At 59.9% G+C, this 15,890-nt stretch carries 18 protein-coding genes; 10 read left to right on the top strand and 8 right to left on the bottom strand.

Annotated elements, in window-relative coordinates; all coding sequences use genetic code 11:
- Nucleotides 1-95: 95 nt before the first annotated feature.
- Nucleotides 96-1,295: a tyrosine--tRNA ligase gene (gene tyrS, locus PVZ80_RS11315; RefSeq protein ID WP_053270063.1), complete on the bottom strand. Its 1,200-nt coding sequence runs from the start codon at nucleotides 1,293-1,295 to the stop codon at nucleotides 96-98.
- Between the two features lie 211 nt (nucleotides 1,296-1,506).
- Between tyrS and PVZ80_RS11310 the strand changes: the two genes are divergently transcribed.
- The gene (locus tag PVZ80_RS11310) at nucleotides 1,507-2,937 is read left to right on the top strand and encodes a peptidoglycan DD-metalloendopeptidase family protein (protein WP_041984655.1); all 1,431 of its coding nucleotides are present in this window, start codon (nucleotides 1,507-1,509) and stop codon (nucleotides 2,935-2,937) included.
- Between the two features lie 2 nt (nucleotides 2,938-2,939).
- Nucleotides 2,940-4,031 carry an anhydro-N-acetylmuramic acid kinase gene (locus PVZ80_RS11305; protein WP_273863907.1) on the top strand — a complete coding sequence of 364 codons (1,092 nt, stop codon included), beginning with the start codon at nucleotides 2,940-2,942 and terminating at the stop codon, nucleotides 4,029-4,031.
- A gap of 67 nt (nucleotides 4,032-4,098) precedes the next feature.
- Here PVZ80_RS11305 and erpA read toward each other — a convergent pair whose 3' ends face one another.
- Both erpA and argC read right to left on the bottom strand, forming a co-directional pair.
- The gene (gene erpA / locus PVZ80_RS11300) at nucleotides 4,099-4,449 is read right to left on the bottom strand and encodes an iron-sulfur cluster insertion protein ErpA (RefSeq protein ID WP_007906865.1); all 351 of its coding nucleotides are present in this window, start codon (nucleotides 4,447-4,449) and stop codon (nucleotides 4,099-4,101) included.
- Nucleotides 4,450-4,615: 166 nt separating this feature from the next.
- A complete protein-coding gene (gene argC / locus PVZ80_RS11295) occupies nucleotides 4,616-5,650 on the bottom strand; it encodes an N-acetyl-gamma-glutamyl-phosphate reductase (RefSeq protein WP_273863906.1) in 1,035 nt (344 codons plus the stop codon).
- Between the two features lie 134 nt (nucleotides 5,651-5,784).
- Between argC and hemJ the strand changes: the two genes are divergently transcribed.
- From hemJ to coq7, 6 genes are all read left to right on the top strand, one after another.
- Nucleotides 5,785-6,216 carry a protoporphyrinogen oxidase HemJ gene (hemJ, locus tag PVZ80_RS11290; protein WP_097135126.1) on the top strand — a complete coding sequence of 144 codons (432 nt, stop codon included), beginning with the start codon at nucleotides 5,785-5,787 and terminating at the stop codon, nucleotides 6,214-6,216.
- A gap of 35 nt (nucleotides 6,217-6,251) precedes the next feature.
- Entirely contained in the window at nucleotides 6,252-7,220 is a 969-nt protein-coding gene (locus PVZ80_RS11285; protein ID WP_009051135.1) for an NAD(P)H-dependent flavin oxidoreductase, read from the top strand.
- Between the two features lie 92 nt (nucleotides 7,221-7,312).
- Nucleotides 7,313-8,182, top strand: a complete 870-nt coding sequence (locus tag PVZ80_RS11280) for a DUF805 domain-containing protein (RefSeq protein WP_273863905.1) — start codon at nucleotides 7,313-7,315, stop codon at nucleotides 8,180-8,182.
- Nucleotides 8,183-8,310: 128 nt separating this feature from the next.
- Nucleotides 8,311-9,099, top strand: coding sequence for an SDR family NAD(P)-dependent oxidoreductase (locus PVZ80_RS11275; RefSeq protein WP_009051137.1), 789 nt, complete (start codon nucleotides 8,311-8,313; stop codon nucleotides 9,097-9,099).
- A gap of 79 nt (nucleotides 9,100-9,178) precedes the next feature.
- Nucleotides 9,179-9,517, top strand: a complete 339-nt coding sequence (locus PVZ80_RS11270) for a histidine triad nucleotide-binding protein (RefSeq protein ID WP_007930180.1) — start codon at nucleotides 9,179-9,181, stop codon at nucleotides 9,515-9,517.
- Nucleotides 9,518-9,641: 124 nt separating this feature from the next.
- A complete protein-coding gene (coq7, locus tag PVZ80_RS11265; RefSeq protein WP_016702772.1) occupies nucleotides 9,642-10,289 on the top strand; it encodes a 2-polyprenyl-3-methyl-6-methoxy-1,4-benzoquinone monooxygenase in 648 nt (215 codons plus the stop codon).
- A gap of 82 nt (nucleotides 10,290-10,371) precedes the next feature.
- Here coq7 and PVZ80_RS11260 read toward each other — a convergent pair whose 3' ends face one another.
- Complete coding sequence (locus PVZ80_RS11260) at nucleotides 10,372-10,794, bottom strand: OsmC family protein (RefSeq protein WP_009045862.1); 423 nt, start codon at nucleotides 10,792-10,794, stop codon at nucleotides 10,372-10,374.
- Between the two features lie 235 nt (nucleotides 10,795-11,029).
- Here PVZ80_RS11260 and crp point away from each other — a divergent pair, with 235 nt between their 5' ends.
- Nucleotides 11,030-11,674 (top strand): cAMP-activated global transcriptional regulator CRP, encoded by a 645-nt coding sequence (crp, locus tag PVZ80_RS11255; protein WP_009051139.1) that lies wholly within the window; start codon nucleotides 11,030-11,032, stop codon nucleotides 11,672-11,674.
- On the opposite strand, the gene PVZ80_RS11250 is transcribed toward crp, so the two are convergent.
- The 4 genes from PVZ80_RS11250 to PVZ80_RS11235 form a co-directional block, all read right to left on the bottom strand.
- Nucleotides 11,671-12,372, bottom strand: a complete 702-nt coding sequence (locus PVZ80_RS11250) for a lipoate--protein ligase family protein (protein WP_028683513.1) — start codon at nucleotides 12,370-12,372, stop codon at nucleotides 11,671-11,673. The two genes, crp and PVZ80_RS11250, sit on opposite strands and share 4 nt — an antisense overlap.
- Nucleotides 12,373-12,439: 67 nt before the next feature.
- Nucleotides 12,440-13,276, bottom strand: coding sequence for an indole-3-glycerol phosphate synthase TrpC (gene trpC / locus PVZ80_RS11245; RefSeq protein ID WP_124340817.1), 837 nt, complete (start codon nucleotides 13,274-13,276; stop codon nucleotides 12,440-12,442).
- Entirely contained in the window at nucleotides 13,273-14,322 is a 1,050-nt protein-coding gene (gene trpD, locus PVZ80_RS11240; protein WP_009051142.1) for an anthranilate phosphoribosyltransferase, read from the bottom strand. The genes trpC and trpD overlap by 4 nt, the downstream gene beginning before the upstream one ends.
- Before the next feature lie 9 nt (nucleotides 14,323-14,331).
- Nucleotides 14,332-14,925: an aminodeoxychorismate/anthranilate synthase component II gene (locus PVZ80_RS11235; RefSeq protein ID WP_007930170.1), complete on the bottom strand. Its 594-nt coding sequence runs from the start codon at nucleotides 14,923-14,925 to the stop codon at nucleotides 14,332-14,334.
- Between the two features lie 408 nt (nucleotides 14,926-15,333).
- Here PVZ80_RS11235 and PVZ80_RS11230 point away from each other — a divergent pair.
- On the top strand, nucleotides 15,334-15,890 hold a 557-nt coding region (locus tag PVZ80_RS11230; RefSeq protein ID WP_273863904.1), incomplete at its 3' end, for an SGNH/GDSL hydrolase family protein.

Here is a 15,890-nt window from a genome sequence, read left to right as displayed (position 1 = left end):
CTCGTTGAATCTCAAGGAGTTTTCCGTTTCGACTGCGCCGGAAGTGGGGCGAATTATAGAGAGATATGATTCGCCGTCAACACCTATTTTCAGTTTTATTCGGATTTAAGCGTAATACGTGCAAAAGCCTTCTTTCCGGCCTGGCAAACATGAGTCGAGCCGATCGTCCATATAAAGGAACGCTCAACCACCTCACCATCTACACGCACACCACCCGAGCCGAGCAGGTCACGCGCCATCGCCGAGTTCTTTACCAAGCCGGCCTTATTAAGGACAGCCGCGATCGGCATGTCTTCAGCAGCAGCCAGCTCGATCTCAGGCAGATCATCCGGCAGTTCACCATCCTTCATACGGTTACCCGCCGCACGATGAGCATTCGCCGCAGCCTCTTCGCCATGGAAGCGCGCAACGATCTCTTCAGCCAGCTTGATCTTGATATCCCGCGGATTCGCACCTGCCTCGACATCCGCCTTAAAGGAAAGGATCTCCTCCATGGAGCGGAAGCTCAGCAGCTCGAAGTAACGCCACATCAAGACATCCGGAATGGAAACCAGCTTGCTGTACATGACACCTGGTGCTTCCTGGATACCTACATAGTTACCCAGTGACTTGGACATCTTCTTGACGCCATCCAACCCCTCGAGCAATGGCATCGTCAGAATGCACTGAGCTTCCTGACCATAACCGCGCTGCAGCTCACGACCCATCAACAGGTTGAACTTCTGATCGGTACCGCCCAATTCCACATCGGCACGCAGCGCCACCGAGTCATACCCCTGAACCAGCGGATAGAGGAACTCGTGAATGGCAATGGGCTGATTGGTGGAATAGCGCTTGTCGAAATCGTCACGCTCGAGCATGCGGGCAACGGTGTACTGGGAAGTCAGGCGAATGAAGTCCGCAGGCCCCATCTTGTCCATCCAGGTGGAGTTGAAGGCCACCTCGGTTTTCGCCGGATCGAGAATCTTGAACACCTGACTCTTGTAGGTCTCGGCATTTTCGAGGACCTGCTCGCGAGTCAGTGGCGGACGGGTTGCGCTCTTGCCACTCGGATCACCGATCATCCCGGTGAAGTCGCCGATCAGGAAGATCACCTGGTGCCCCAGATCCTGGAACTGGCGCAGCTTATTAATAAGCACGGTGTGACCCAGGTGCAAATCCGGCGCCGTCGGGTCGAAGCCAGCCTTAATACGCAGCGGCTGGCCGCGCTTGAGCTTTTCGATCAGCTCGGACTCGACCAACAACTCTTCCGCACCACGTTTGATCAGCGCTAGCTGCTCTTCAACCGACTTCATAACAGACCCGCAAGGCTCAGATTCAAAGGGAACCAACCATACAAGATCAGCGCCCAATTACAAGTTTTGCCCGGCGTATGGATGGCTTTCCGCAAACAGGACGTCCGCAGGCTTGCTTAACAGATGATTTGGTTATATTTTATACAGTTATTTCATCTTCATCATGTCATTCATCTTTTCCAATTCATCTTTTTCAAAGTCAAAATTACCTATGACCACAGAACCGCCTAAAGCCCCGCCGCTTTATCCGAAGACCCACCTGCTCGCCGCAAGTGGCATCGCCGCCCTCCTCAGCCTGGCGCTCCTGGTATTCCCTTCCAGTGATGTAGAAGCCAAAAGAACAACTTTGAGTCTTGATCTGGAAAGCCCAGCCGAGCAACTGACACAAGATCAAGACGCTGCAGACGCCGTACAAGCCACAAATGAAGCCGTACCGTCCCCGTTCGCGCAAATCGAAAACAGCCCCGAAGACACCGCAAAGAGCGCTGAAACCGTTCAAGAACAGCCTGCTCCAGCCCTAGCAGAAGAAAAGAAGACGCCTAATCACAGGGAAGTCATTGTTGCCAAGGGCGACACCCTTTCCACGCTATTCGAGAAGGTCGGCCTGCCAGCCACCTCGGTGCACGAAGTGTTGGCCAGCGACAAGCAGGCCAAGCAGTTCACCCAGTTGAAGCGCGGCCAGAAACTTGAGTTTGAACTGGGCCCGGACGGCCAGTTGAACAACTTGCACAGCAAGGTCAATGACCTGGAAAGCATCACCCTGACCAAAGGGCCAAAAGGCTTCGCCTTCAGCCGTATCACCGCCAAGCCCATGGTGCGCACGGCCTATGTTCATGGCGTGATCAACAGCTCGCTGTCGCAATCCGCAGCCCGTGCCGGCCTCTCTCACAGCCTGACGATGGACATGGCCAACGTCTTTGGCTACGACATCGACTTTGCCCAGGATATTCGCCCGGGCGACGAGTTCGACGTGATCTACGAGCAGACCGTCGTCAATGGCAAAGCCGTGGGCTCCCGCAACATTCTCTCTGCGCGTTTCACCAACCGTGGCAAGACCTACACCGCGGTGCGTTACACCAACAAACAAGGCATGAGCAGTTATTACACCGCTGACGGCAATAGCATGCGCAAGGCCTTTATCCGTACGCCAGTGGACTTCGCACGTATCAGCTCGCGCTTCTCCATGGGCCGCAAACACCCGATCCTGAACAAGATCCGCGCTCACAAAGGCGTCGACTACGCAGCCCCTCGCGGCACGCCAATCAAGGCTGCCGGCGATGGCAAGGTGCTTCTGGCCGGGCGTCGTGGCGGATACGGCAACACCGTGATCATCCAGCACGGTAACGCCTACCGTACGCTGTACGGCCATATGCAAGGCTTCGCCAAAGGCGTCAAGACCGGCGGAACCGTCAAGCAGGGCCAGGTGATCGGCTACATTGGCACCACCGGGCTTTCCACGGGCCCGCACTTGCATTACGAGTTCCAGGTCAATGGCGTTCACGTCGACCCACTGGGCCAGAAGCTGCCGATGGCTGACCCGATTGCCAAAGCGGAACGCGCGCGTTTCCTGCAACAAAGCCAGCCGCTGATGGCGCGGATGGATCAGGAAAAAGCCACCCTGCTCGCTTCGAACAAGCGTTAAGCATGGCGCTCTATATAGGTGTGATGTCCGGGACCAGCCTTGATGGCCTGGATATCGCACTCATCGAGCAACCCCCGGCGATCAGGCTGATCGCCACGCATTACATCCCCATGCCCGAATCCCTGCGCGCCGAGCTGCTTGGCTTGTGCGCCAGCGGCCCCGATGAAATCGCCCGCTCTGCCATCGCCCAACAGAACTGGGTGAAGCTGGCCGCCCAGGGCATTCATAGCCTCCTTGCTCAACAACAGCTGAAACCCGCAGATATTCGCGCTATTGGTAGTCATGGCCAGACCATCCGTCATGAGCCAGCCCGCGGTTTCACGGTCCAGATCGGCAACCCGGCCCTGCTGACAGAGCTCACTGGAATCACTGTGGTCAGCGACTTCCGCAGCCGCGACGTCGCCGCTGGCGGCCAGGGCGCCCCACTGGTGCCGGCCTTTCATGAGGCGCTCTTTGATCGAAGTGCCGGCAAGCGTGCAGTCTTGAACGTCGGCGGCTTCAGCAACCTGAGCCTGATCGAGAGCGACAAGCCGGTTGCCGGCTTCGATTGCGGTCCAGGTAACGTTCTGCTGGATGCCTGGATCAATACCCAACGTGGCGAGAACTACGATCGCGACGGCCAGTGGGCCGCCAGTGGTCATGTTGAGCCGATGCTGCTGAACGCGCTGCTCAGCGACCCGTTCTTTGCCACTCAAGGCCCGAAGAGTACTGGCCGCGAGGTGTTCAACCTGGAATGGCTACAGGGGCATCTGGCTCGTTTGCCGGCCTTTGCCCCCGAAAACGTACAGGCAACGCTCCTGGAGCTGACAGCACTGACCATCGTCGAGTCGCTGCAAGTCGCACAGAACGATACCCAGGAACTGCTGGTCTGCGGCGGCGGCGCTCACAACGCAGCCTTGATGAGTCGCCTATCCAGCCTACTGCCCAACACCAAGGTCAGCAGTACCGCCACCCACGGCGTCGATCCGGACTGGGTTGAAGCCATGGCGTTCGCCTGGCTGGCCCACTGCTGCCTCGAAGGCATCGCCGCCAACCGCCCAAGCGTCACCGGTGCCCGCGGCCTGCGTGTATTGGGCGCGATCTACCCCGCCTGATCGCCAGACAGCAAAACGCCGCAGAGCCCGAAAGCCCTGCGGCGCCTGATAAAACCTTGACCAGCGATCAGATCGAGAACGAAGAACCGCAACCGCAGGTGGTCGTGGCATTCGGGTTCTTGATCACGAAGCGCGAACCTTCCAGACCTTCCTGATAATCCACCTCGGCACCCGCCAGGTACTGGAAGCTCATCGGATCGACCACCAGGCTGACGCCTTCGCGCTCGACGATGGTGTCGTCATCCGCGACTTCTTCATCGAAAGTGAAGCCGTACTGAAACCCTGAACAACCGCCGCCCGTAACGAATACGCGCAGCTTCAAGCGATCATTACCCTCTTCATCGACCAGGCTCTTCACCTTGTGCGCGGCACCGTGGGTGAATTGCAAAGCCGTGGGGGTGAAGGATTCGACGCTCATGCTGACTATCTCCCGGCGTTACGCCGCCATAATGCGTGATGACGCGCATTATCCGCTTCTCCCAGAAAAGCGGTCAACTATTGTTACGGTATATCAATAAGCCCGAGGCTCACCACAGAATGCAAAAAGGCCCGTAACGGGCCTTTTGCTGAAGCAGGCAGACGCCTTAAGGCAGCATGCCGGCGTGGGACAGGCCCAGGCGCTCGTCCAGACCGAACAGGATGTTCAGGTTCTGTACGGCCTGGCCCGAAGCACCTTTGACCAGGTTGTCGATCACCGACAACACGACCACCAGATCGCCATCCTGCGGACGGTGCACGGCAATCCGGCAGACGTTGGCGCCTCGCACGCTGCGGGTTTCCGGATGGCTGCCCGCCGGCATCACATCCACGAACGGCTCGTTGGCATAACGTTTCTCGAACAGCGCCTGCAGGTCCACAGACTTGTCCACGACAGTGGAATAGAGCGTCGAGTGAATGCCGCGGATCATCGGCGTCAGGTGCGGCACGAACGTCAGGCCGACATCCTTGCCCGCCGCACGGCGCAGCCCCTGGCGAATCTCCGGCAGGTGACGATGCCCCTTGACCGCATAGGCCTTCATGCTTTCCGAGGTCTCGGAGTACAGGGAGCCAACGCTGGCCCCCCGGCCGGCGCCACTGACACCCGACTTGCAGTCGGCGATCAGCCGCGAAGTATCGGCCAGCCCAGCTTCCAGCAATGGCAGAAAGCCGAGTTGGGTAGCGGTCGGATAGCAACCCGGAACAGCGATCAGACGCGCCTGCTTGATCTGCTCGCGATTGACTTCAGGCAGGCCATAGACGGCTTCGTCGAGCAATTCAGGGGCGCCGTGGGGCTGGCCGTACCACTTGGCCCACTCATCGGCGTCCTGCAGACGGAAATCCGCCGACAGGTCGATGACCTTGGTACCCGCAGCCAGCAGCTCACCCGCCAGGGCGTGGGCAACGCCGTGCGGCGTCGCGAAGAACACCACATCGCAGGCACCGAGGGTCTTGATGTCCGGAACGCTGAATGCCAGGCAGTCATAGTGGCCTCGCAGGTTCGGGTACATATCGGCAACGGCAAGGCCTGCCTCGGATCGGGAAGTGATGACTACCACTTCAGCCTGCGGATGCTGTGCCAACAGACGCAGCAGTTCGACACCGGTGTAACCCGTGCCGCCGACGATACCGACCTTGACCATAAACCTGCCCTCAACGAACCCACTGGAAAGCCGTCGATGATAGGGGCCGAAAGACCCTGCGACAACCGTCAAGGTGACGTGCGGACGCTCCTGCCTCTACTATCTGCGCTACCGTGAACCTGGGAATAACCTAAATGCTCTATCTGTGGCTCAAAGCCTTTCACATCGTCAGTCTGGTCTGCTGGTTTGCCGGTCTGTTCTACCTGCCACGCCTGTTCGTTTATCACGCTCAAAGCGAAGACACGATCAGCAAGGAACGCTTCAGTATCATGGAGCGCAAGCTGTACCGCGGGATCATGGGGCCGGCGATGATCGCCACGCTGGTTTTCGGTATCTGGCTGCTGAGCCTGAACCCCAGCGCCTACTTCGGCCAGGGTGGCTGGATGCATGCCAAGCTGACCCTGGTAGTCATCCTGATTGGCTACCACCACATGTGCGGCGCCCAGGTGAAACGTTTTGCCCGTGGCGAAAACACCCGCAGCCATGTCTTTTACCGCTGGTTCAATGAAGTGCCAGTTCTGGTATTGCTGGCTATCGTAATTCTGGTCGTCGTCCGGCCGTTCTAATTCCTACTAGCCGTTCATTATTCGGGGTACTTCCAATGTCGCTGCCCGCTCTGCTCGAACAACGCTTGCGCTTGCCTGTCGTGGCGGCGCCGATGTTCCTGATTTCCAACCCACAACTGGTTCTGGCGTGCTGCCGCAACGGTGTAGTGGGCAGTTTCCCTGCCCTCAACCAGCGTGAAAGCAGTGGCTTCAAGGCCTGGCTGGAAGAAATCGAAGCAGGCCTTGCGACCCTGGAAAACCCCGCACCCTATGCCGTCAACCTGATCGTGCATCACAGCAACCCACGTTTGAACGCCGACCTGGCGATCTGCATCGAACACAAGGTGCCTATCGTCATCACCAGCCTCGGGGCGGTGAAGGAGTTGGTCGATGCGGTGCATGCTTATGGAGGCCTGGTCTTCCATGACGTCACCACCCGACGCCACGCGGAAAAAGCTGCCGAGGCCGGGGTCGACGGCCTGATCGCAGTAGCCGCCGGCGCCGGTGGTCACGCCGGGACCTGGAGCCCGTTCTCCCTGATCGCCGAAATTCGCCAGTTCTTCGACAAGACGCTGCTGCTGGCTGGCTGCCTGAACCATGGCCACGAGATACTCGCCGCACAGTTGCTTGGTGCCGACCTCGCCTACTTCGGCACGCGCTTTATCGGCACCACGGAAAGCCACGCGCCGGAAGCCTATAAAGAGATGCTACTGAGCGCCAAGGCCGCCGACATCGTGCACACCGCGGCGGTCTCCGGGGTTCCGGCAAGCTTCATGCGCCAAAGCCTGGAAAACGCCGGCTTCGACCTTGCCGCCCTGCAGGGTAAAGGCGAAGTCAACTTCGGCTCGAAACTCAAGCCGCTCAGCGACGAAGCCAAAGCCTGGAAAACCGTGTGGTCCGCCGGACAAGGCGTCGGCGAAATCGATGACTTGCCGAGTGTCGATCAACTGGTCGCCCGCCTGGACGCCGAATACCGTGCCGCACAGGAACTGGCCGCTCGGCTGCCGCAACGCTGGCCACGCTGAATCGCTGATGTTTTTTGGCCAGCAACGGACGGCTGGCCTTAAACTATCGCCCTGCGAAAGCCCTCTCTATAAAGCCGACAAGGAAGCCCTGCATGAGCGAAAACCGTTTCAAGATCGTATTTGACGGGGCTCTGCTTCCGGGTGTCGACATCGAACATGCCAAGCAGAAAATCGCCAAGCTGTTCAAAAGCGATATCGCCGCGATCGAGCCTCTGTTCAAGGGGCAAAACATTACCCTCAAGCGCGACCTCTCCCAGCAGGATGCGGATATTTATCTCGCCGCGCTGAACCAGGCCGGTATCGCCCCACGCGTAGAACCGGATCTTGCCCCAGGCGCCAGCCAACCGACACCTCAACCTGCTCCCCCGGCGCCAGCCCCTTCGCTTTCGGTGGACTTGCCTCAAGCAGGCCCCACCGCGACAAGTGACTGGCAACGCCCGACACCGACACCAGCGCCAGAACCCATGGCCGGCGCGGACACTTCGCCCTATACCCCGCCTCAAGCCACAGTGGGTGATCCCCTTCCCGAGTTTGGCGAGCTGAAGTTCTATACCGTCGATGGCCGCATCGGGCGCCTGCGCTATCTCGCCCGGACCCTCGTGCTGATCCTGCTGACTACCCTCGTCGGCGGCTTCCTGACCGCGGCTCTGGTCGGCAACGGCCTGCAGGTAACGGGAATGATCTTCCTCGGCGTCGTAGCACTGGCCTTCGCCTATCTGAACATCACCATTTCCGTTCAGCGCCTGCATGACCTGGGCTGGTCGGGCTGGCTCTGGCTGTTGAACTTGCTGCCATTTGTGTACGCGGTGTTTCCGCTGCTGCTGGCGGTCCTGCCGGGCAACACCGGCGCCAATCGTTACGGCGCGCCGCCTCCGCCAAACAGTGGAGCGGTCAAGGGGCTTGCCGCGCTGTGGATAATCGTTTTGCTGCTGTCCTTCATTGGCGGGCTCAGCTCGGTCTAAGGCGCCCAGGATGGCAGCAGCGAAAGCAGCAAGCGCGCCCTGGCCACCTGTAGACTATCGGATTGAAATAACGCGCCGGTGCCAGGGACTTTCCCCACAGGCGACCGACCGTTGCAATGGAGAACCGCATGACCCGTTACGCTCTGATCACCGGCGCCTCCAGCGGCATAGGCCTGGCCCTGGCCGAAGCGCTGGCCCGGCGTGGCCGCAGCCTGATCCTGGTGGCCCGTCAGCGTGATCAGCTGGAAAGCATCGCCATCGAGTTGACCCAGCGTTTTGGCGTCGAGGTGCTGTTCCGCGCCTGCGACCTGTCCGAGCCTTTGCGGCTTTCGGGCTTTCTGCTGGAGCTGGAGGAAGGCGACCGGCAGATCGACCTGCTGGTGAACTGCGCCGGCATCGGCACCTGCGGGCCGTTCCTCGCCCAGGACTGGATGACCGAACAGGACCTGATCGAAGTGAACATTCTCGCCCTCACCCGGCTTTGCCATGCCCTGGGCAACAGCATGGCCTTGCAGGGCGGCGGACAGATTCTCAACGTCGCCTCGATCGCCGGCTTCTATCCCGGCCCCTGGATGAGCACCTACTACGCCAGCAAGGCCTATGTGCTGCACTTCTCCGAAGGCCTGCGCGAAGAGTTGAAAAACAATGCGGTGAAGGTTTCGGTACTCTGCCCCGGCCCGACCCGCACCGGTTTCTTTGATACCGCCCAGTTGAACACCAGCAAGCTCAACGACAGCAAGCTGCTGATGAGCCCGGAAGAAGTCGCGCTGTACACCGTGCGCGCCCTGGAAAAGAACCGCGCCATTATCATCCCCGGCCGCCGCAACCGCTGGTTCGCGTTCAGCCCGCGCCTGGGTTCGCGCTGGCTGACCCGCAAGATTTCCGGCGCCGTCAACAAAGCCTATTGCCCGCGCTGACCGGGCAATCATCTAAGGCTGGGCGCACTCGGCTTGCCTGAGTACACTCAGCCCGGACCAACACAACGGAGAAACAGCTGTGGATACTCTGTTCACCAAGATCATCAACCGGGAAATACCGGCGAAGATCATCTACGAGGACGACCAGGTTCTGGCCTTCCACGATATCGCCCCACAGGCCCCCGTGCATTTCCTGGTAGTTCCGAAAAAGCCGGTGCGCACCCTCAATGACCTGACCGAAGACGACAAGCTGCTGGCCGGACATATCCTGTTCACCGCCCAGCGCCTGGCCAGGGAACTGGGTTGCGAGGAAGGCTTCCGCGTCGTCATGAACTGCAATGAACTCGGCGGCCAGACCGTGTATCACATTCACATGCACGTTCTGGGTCAGCGCCAGATGCACTGGCCGCCGGGCTGATCCCCGCCCAAAGTGCGCGACAGCACACTTCTCGCCCGGTTTGCCGAGAGTGTGCTGATCCAGCGCAGGCCTCTGCCCATCGATTGGGGTAAACTGGCCGCCGTGATTCTTCCCGGAGGTAAGCATGACTACCCAACGTCACTACTCGCCGATTGACCGTCTACTGCTGCAGGCAGATGCGGCAATGCGTACCTTGCTGCCCTTCAGTGGCCAGCCTTATCGCCCTTCCCCTGCCATCGTGCAGCCGGACGTGCAGATGAGCGAAGAGGACACCAAGCATGTCGCCGGCCTGATGCGCATCAACCATACCGGCGAAGTCTGCGCCCAGGCGCTGTACCAGGGCCAGGCCCTGACCGCCAAGCTGCCGCACGTGCGCGCCGCCATGGAGCACGCCGCGGAAGAAGAAATCGACCACCTGGTCTGGTGCGAGCAACGCATTCACCAGCTGGGTAGCCACACCAGTGTGCTCAACCCACTGTTTTACGGCATGTCGTTCGGCATCGGCGCGGTAGCCGGGCTGATCAGCGACAAGGTCAGCCTGGGTTTCGTGGCTGCTACTGAAGATCAGGTGTGCAAACACCTCAACGAACACCTTGAGCAATTGCCAGCCGAGGATGAAAAGTCCCGGGCGATTCTCGAGCAGATGCGCATCGACGAAGAACAACACGCCGAAAGCGCGCTGGACGCAGGGGGATTCCGCTTCCCCACGCCGGTGAAGTTCGGCATGAGCCTGCTGGCCAAGGTCATGACCAAAAGCACTTACCGGATCTGATCGATACAGATCGCAGGCAAAAAAAGGGCGCTTTTTCAGCGCCCTTTCTTTTGCCACGAATTCAGGATAGTCGGATGGCGACTTAACCGAGCTCGACGATTTCGTAATCGTGAGTGATGGCAACCCCGGCCGCACCGAGCATGATCGATGCCGAGCAGTATTTTTCCGCCGACAGCTCGATGGCGCGCTTGACCTGGGCTTCTTTCAACCCGCGGCCCTTGACCACGAAGTGCATGTGAATCTTGGTGAAAACCTTGGGGTCCTCGGTCGCACGCTCGGCGTCGAGGAAGGCTTCGCAACTTTCGACAGCCTGGCGGGACTTTTTCAGGATGCTGACCACGTCGAAGTTGCTGCAACCGCCTACGCCGAGCAGGAGCATTTCCATCGGGCGCACGCCCAGGTTACGACCGCCGGCTTCCGGCGGGCCATCCATTACCACCACATGACCGCTGCCCGATTCCCCGAGGAACATGGCTTCGCCAGCCCATTGGATGCGTGCCTTCATCGCCAAGACTCCACTGCTAAAAAAGGGTCGCCAGCTTAGCACAGGGCCTTGGACGGCAGCGCTTTGCCTGTTCCGGTGCCACACTCAGTTCTGATAGGAAAATTCTTAATTACCCAAAGGATGTGTCTGTTAAGCTGGCGCCAAATCGCTGGCGCATTGCCAGCTATCGGCGATCCTGCTTGACCGCCCCATAAAAAAACCAAATCACACCGTGCTGTCTTTTCGGGATACAACCATGGTTGCTCTTGCCCCTACACCCAAGATCAAGAACCTCGACAAGCTGTTGATGCACTGCCAGCGCCGCCGCTATCAGGCCAAGAGCAACATCATCTGCGCCGGTGACCAGTCGGACACGCTGTTCTTCATCATCAAAGGCTCGGTCACCATCCTGATCGAAGACGATGACGGTCGGGAAATGATCATCGCCTATCTCAATGCCGGGGATTTTTTCGGCGAGCTGGGCCTGTTCGAACAGGCCGGGCATGAGCAGCAACGCAGCGCCTGGGTACGCGCCAAGGTCGAATGCGAAGTCGCGGAGATCAGCTATGCGAAATTCCGTGAGTTGTCTCAACAGGACCCGGACATTCTGTATGTGCTAAGCGGCCAGATCGCCCAGCGCCTGCGCAACACCACCCGCAAGGTCGGCGACCTGGCGTTCTTCGATGTCACCGGGCGCGTAGCCCGCTGCCTGCTCGAACTGTGCAAGCAGCCGGATGCCATGACCCACCCGGACGGCATGCAGATCAAGGTGACCCGTCAGGAAATCGGGCGAATCGTCGGCTGCTCACGGGAAATGGTCGGCCGGGTGCTCAAGGACCTCGAAGAACGCAACCTGGTCCATGTCAAAGGCAAGACCATGGTGGTGTTCGGCACCCGCTAGAGCGGCAGGAACTGCGCCAGCATCTGCCGATACAGGGTATCCAGGCGCTCGATGGCATTCGGCGCGGCGAACGCCTCATGCAAGGCGATATGGCTCTCGGCACGGCAACGCTGCTCCAGGCCACAGGCCTGGTTGAACCGATTGACCGCTGCGACCATGGTTTCCCGTTCGTCATCCAGCAACAGCGCGCCATGCACCAATCCCACCGGGCGCGTCCCCCCCTTGCTCTGGCGCCAACGCTGGGCGGTGCCAACCATCTTGCGTCCGTTGAGATTGACGTTGAACCGGCCATCGCAGAAAGCGCCCTCGACTTCACCCAGGGAGGGTTCGCCTCCCAGCTCGGAAAGCAGGTCGCAGATCGGCTGGCACAAACGGCGATAGCCGGTTTCGATCCGGTTTTGGTCACCCTCACTGCGAGGCGGCGCATAGACCAGCGCGATATTGATCGTCGCAGCCGATTGCGGCACCGGCTCCCCACCGGTTTCCCGTAGCAACACCGGCCAGCCACTGGCGGCCAGTGCCTCGCAAGCCTGCTCAAACCCCGGCAAACGACTCAAGCGCCGCGGCATCACCAGCGCCCTGTCACTCGGTTGCCAGAACAACAGGCCGTACTCCTGGTCACCGCTGCATACCTGGGCGAGCAGATCCTGTTCGGCCTGCAGACCGGCTTCGACGGTCAGGGAAAGGGGCTGGGTCATGACAGTAAAGGTCCTTTGCGATAGGTATAAAAAAGCCGGCGGCGCCGGCTTCTTCATCAACTCAGGTTCAGTCCAGGGTCGAACCGCTCACCGGCACGCCACGTTCCGGGAAGAACAGGCGTTGCAGTTCCAGACCTGGGCTCTCGGCCCGCATAAAGGCCTCGCCCACCAGGAAGGAGTAGACGTCGCTGATTTCCATCAGCTCGACATCGGCCCGGTTGAGGATGCCGCTCTCGGTGATCACCAGACGATCGCGCGGAATCTGCGGCAACAGATCGAGAGTGGTCTCCAGATTGACCTCGAAGGTGTGCAGGTTGCGGTTGTTGATGCCCACCAGCGGCGTGTCGAGGGTTTTCAGGGCGCGTTGCAGCTCGTCGCCGTCATGCACTTCGACCAGCACATCAAGACCCACACCTTTGGCCACGGCAGCCAGTTCGGCCATCCTGGCATCATCCAGCGCCGCCACAATCAACAGCACGCAGTCGGCACCCAAGGCGCGGGCTTCGACGATCTGGTACGGATCGATCATGAAGTCCTTGCGGATCACCGGCAGCGAACAGGCGGCGCGCGCCTGTTGCAGGTAGGCGTCGGCGCCCTGGAAATAATCGACGTCGGTGAGCACCGACAGGCAGGTCGCGCCACCCTTCTCATAGCTCTTGGCGATTTCCGCCGGCACGAAATGCTCGCGGATCACGCCTTTGCTCGGCGAGGCTTTCTTGATTTCGGCGATCACCGCCGGCTGCTTGAGCTTGGCCTGGTCGAGCAGCTCCTTGGCAAAGCCGCGCGGCGCATCCGCGGCGCGGGCCAGGCCTTCGAGTTCGGCCAGGCTTACCCGTGCGCTACGCTCAGCCACTTCCTCGACCTTGCGGGCGAGGATTTTTTCCAGAACCGTCGGCACACTCATCCTTCATTCTCCTGCTTGAATACCGCGGTAAAGGCACCCAACTCCTCCAGCTTCTCGCGAGCCAACCCAGTGTGCAAAGCGTCATGGGCCAGGGCTACACCTTCTTTCAGGCTGCTGGCATGGTCCGCGGCATAGAGCGCGGCACCGGCATTGAGCACAATCATTTCCGCTGCCTTCTGCCCATGCTCGGTCTTGCGCCGCCCCAAGGCATCGCGAATCAGCTCAAGCGATGCCGCCGGGCTTTCGACCACCAGGCCGAACAGGCTCTGGCTCTTCATGCCGAGGTCTTCGGGCTGCACCCAATACTCAGTGATCTGATCGTCCTTCAGTTCAGCGACAAAGGTCGGCGCGGCGATACTGAATTCATCCAGGCCATCCTGAGAGTGCACTACCAGCACGTGCTTGCTACCCAAACGTTGCAAAACTTCGGCCAATGGCCGGCACAACGCCTGAGTGAACACACCCACCACCTGATGTTTCACACCGGCCGGATTCGTAAGCGGGCCGAGCATGTTGAACAGGGTGCGCAGGCCGAGATCGCGGCGCGGGCCAGCGGCGTACTTCATGGCACCGTGATGGGACTGGGCGAACATGAAACCGATGCCGACGTTATCAATGCAGCGGGCAACCTGTACCGGCGTCAGGTTCAGATAGATGCCGGCGGATTCGAGCAGGTCGGCACTACCGCTTTTCCCGGACACCGCACGGTTGCCGTGCTTGGCCACCGTGCAACCGGCTGCTGCGACGACAAAGGAAGAAGCCGTAGACACGTTGAAGATGTTCGCACCGTCACCGCCGGTGCCGACCACATCGACCACGCCGTCGAGGGTTTTCAGCTCGACCTTGTCCGCCAGCTCGCGCATGACCGAAACAGCGCCGACGATTTCGTCGATGCTTTCGCTCTTCATGCGCATAGCCATCATGAAGGCGCCGATTTGTGCGTCGGTGCACTGGCCGGTCATGATTTCACGCATGACCTGGCGCATTTCATCGGTGCTCAGATCGAGGTGGCCGACAATACGGCTCAGGGCAGTCTTGATATCCATGGAAAGTCCTTAGCGCGTGCCGCCGCTCTGTTTGAGGAAGTTGGCGAACAGCTCGTGGCCCTGCTCGGTGAGAATAGACTCGGGGTGAAACTGCACACCCTCGATGTTCAGTGTCTTGTGGCGCAGCCCCATGATCTCGTCGACGGAGCCGTCTTCCAGTTGGGTCCAGGCGGTCAGCTCGAGGCAGTCCGGCAAGGTGTCGTGCTTGACTACCAGGGAATGGTAACGGGTCACGGTCAGCGGATGGTTCAGACCGGCGAATACGCCCTTGTCCTGGTGAAATACCGGGCTAGTCTTACCATGCATCACCTGCCGCGCGCGCACCACATCGCCGCCAAAGGCCTGGCCAATGGACTGGTGGCCCAGGCAGACGCCCAGGATCGGCAGCTTGCCGGCGAAATGCTTGATCGCTTCGATGGACACACCGGCTTCGGTCGGTGTGCAAGGACCGGGCGACACGACGATCCGCTCAGGGTTGAGCGCTTCGATTTCAGCCACGGTCAGTTCGTCGTTGCGCACCACCTTGACCTCGGCACCCAACTCGCCAAGGTATTGCACAACGTTATAGGTAAAGGAGTCGTAGTTATCGATCATCAGCAACATGGGGATTACAACCTCTTGAATTCACTGACTTTTAATACAGCCTTCAGTGGATTGCCCGCTGACAGGCCCGCCGGGGGTTGCAATCACTCAACCAGCACAAGCGGAGTCGAACAGGGGTAAAGAAGGCGAAACGGTACAGGTCCGGCCGGGCCGGCAGAGAAAAGTTAGGCGCGCCAACGCCAACGGGCGTGTGCCTTAACAACTCGCATCAAGAGTTTGCTGACGATCAACACGGGGAAGGTCTCATTCATACATTCAGGCACAGTAACTTAGCTGAGCAGAGGGCGCAATATGGCGGGGCCCGCGCCCGGATAAACAAGCGATATGGCTTATAGCCATAGCTGAAACGCAAAAGTTTTTGGTACTGTCGTTTCGTTCTCTACAACAATAAATAAAACGGACTTGTTCATGATCAAAAAGACGTTGTTCGTACCACTCGCCAGCAGTCTTTTGTCTTTAGCCTGCGCTCAAGCGATCGCAGCCCCCGCCCCCTATTCCAGCTTTATCGTGTTCGGCGACAGCCTCAGCGATGCCGGGCAATTCGCCGATCCAGGCGGTCCTGCGGGAGCGACCCAGCGCTTTACCAACCGCACCGGGCCGGTCTACCTGGATGGTAGCGGAGAACTCCGTTCCGCCAACTCGACCCAATTGCTCGGCGCCAAACTGGGGTTCTCCGAGGACCAGCTCGCCGCATCGACCTCGGCCACCCGCGCCAGCGAAGGCCTGCCTGACGGCAACAACTGGGCGGTCGGCGGTTATCGCACCGACCAGATTCTCGATTCGATTACCACCACCTCGACCGCCGGCAGCCGTAGCCGCCCGGGTTATCTGGTGACCAACAATTTGCGCGCCGACCCGAATGCCCTGTACTACCTGTCGGGCGGCGGCAACGACTTCCTCCAGGGCCGCGTCACCAGCCTCGACCAGGCCAACGCCGCGGCTGGTCGCCTGGTCGACAGCGTGCA

The sequence above is a fragment of the Pseudomonas sp. B3G-3 genome, assembly GCF_028640915.1.
GTDB classification, from domain to species: domain Bacteria; phylum Pseudomonadota; class Gammaproteobacteria; order Pseudomonadales; family Pseudomonadaceae; genus Aquipseudomonas; species Aquipseudomonas chlororaphis_I.
The sequence above is the reverse complement of the archived record's forward strand: the minus strand, read 5'-3'. Positions and strand labels throughout refer to the sequence as shown.